Origin of the sequence: Streptomyces sp. H27-H5, from assembly GCF_026627505.1 — a bacterium.
In the GTDB taxonomy this organism is placed as follows: domain Bacteria; phylum Actinomycetota; class Actinomycetes; order Streptomycetales; family Streptomycetaceae; genus Streptomyces.
Map to the genome: position 1 here is coordinate 1 of NZ_JAPNLK010000281.1, position 1497 is coordinate 1497.

At 62.8% G+C, this 1497-nt stretch carries 1 protein-coding gene; it reads right to left on the reverse strand.

Going from position 1 to position 1497, the window contains the following annotated elements:
• Nucleotides 1-106 precede the first annotated feature (106 nt).
• On the reverse strand, nt 107-1279 hold the full coding sequence (ltrA, locus tag OTB19_RS42765) for a group II intron reverse transcriptase/maturase (RefSeq protein WP_267804261.1): 1173 nt from the start codon (nt 1277-1279) through the stop codon (nt 107-109).
• Nucleotides 1280-1497: the final 218 nt, after the last annotated feature.

Sequence of the window (1497 nt, forward strand, 5' to 3'; positions counted from 1 at the left end):
CCGGACCCGTGGAACCCGGCGCACCCCGCAGCGACACGCGACGACCCCGGAACCTCACCACGAGAACAAACCGGGGTGAACCGACCACCCCACGAACACGACCTCATCACTGAAGGATCGAGGTCAACTGGTGCAGTAGGGACGTCAGCGGCAGGCCAACATTCTGCCTTCCGGTCAGGTCCTTCACCTTGGCCGTTGCCGAACGAACAGACTTCCGCGCCGGATAGGTGTAGATGTACTGCCGGTCAGTGCCCCGTTTCCGGTGACGCTGGACGCGCCATCCGAGAAAGTCGAAGCCTTCGTCAATGTGGGTGATCCTCGTCTTCTCGACCGAGAGGCGAAGGCCCATCGGTGTCAACGCCTCTGCGACTTCCCTTCGTAGTTCCTCGGCGTGACCACGGTTGCCGGAGACGAGTACGAGGAAGTCGTCCGCGTACCGGACCAGCCGGTAGTTGGGAAGTCCTCGACGCTGCCTCTTGCGCCGTTCCCCAGAGGTACTGCTCGGTCCTCCGGGTGCCTGGGCGATGTGTTCGTCCAGAGCCGAGAGTGCGATGTTGGCCAGCAGGGGCGAGAGAATCCCACCCTGCGGGGTTCCGGTGCGTGTGTCCGTGAGGGCTCCGTCCCGGGACATGATCCCGGATTTGAGGAATGCCTTCACCAGGAGCAAGACCCGCTTGTCCCCGATCCGATTTCGCACCCGGTCCATCAGGGCCGTGTGCGAGATCTCGTCGAAGCACGCCGTGATGTCGCCTTCCACCACCCATTCGTAAGAATGGCTAGCGAAATAGCGCGTCTCGGCGATCGCGTCATGAGCCCGGCGATTCGGGCGGAATCCGTACGAGTACGGAAGGAAATCCGCTTCGAACACTGGCTCCAGCACCAGCTTCAAGGATGCCTGGACCACCCGGTCCGCCACGGTCGGAATCCCGAGACGACGGAGCTTGCCGTTCGCCTTCGGGATCATCCGCTCGCGCACGGGGACCGGCTGAAAGCTGCGATCTCTCAGTTGAGTTCGCAGCCCGTCAAGGAAAGCCTCGACTCCTTGCCTGGCCTCGATGGAGCGTGCGGTCCTACCGTCCACTCCTGCCGTGCGGGCACCCTTGTTTCCCCGGACCCGATCCCACGCCACCAACGTAAAGGCGGGGTCGGCCACGAGATTGAACAGATCGTCGAACCTGCGATGAGAATCATCGTTTGCCCAACGGTGCAGCTTGGTCTGAATCTCCAGTACCCGGCGTTCGGCCTTCATCAAGGCCCACTCCAGCTCGTCGGTATTCACCGGCGACGACCTCCTGGCATTCCAGTGTCCCTACTGCTGACTTGCTGGCCCCCTTCCCCACGTGGCCGGCTCTCCCGGCCTCCGAGTACTACTCAGCCTCGATCCACCGCGTGATCTTTGATCACGCGGTGTGATTGCTTTTGTGGTGGGTTTCCGGATTCGGGCAGGCCGGTATCCCGGGTGGCCGTCCCGGTGGCGGGTTCTCCGAGGTTCTTTCT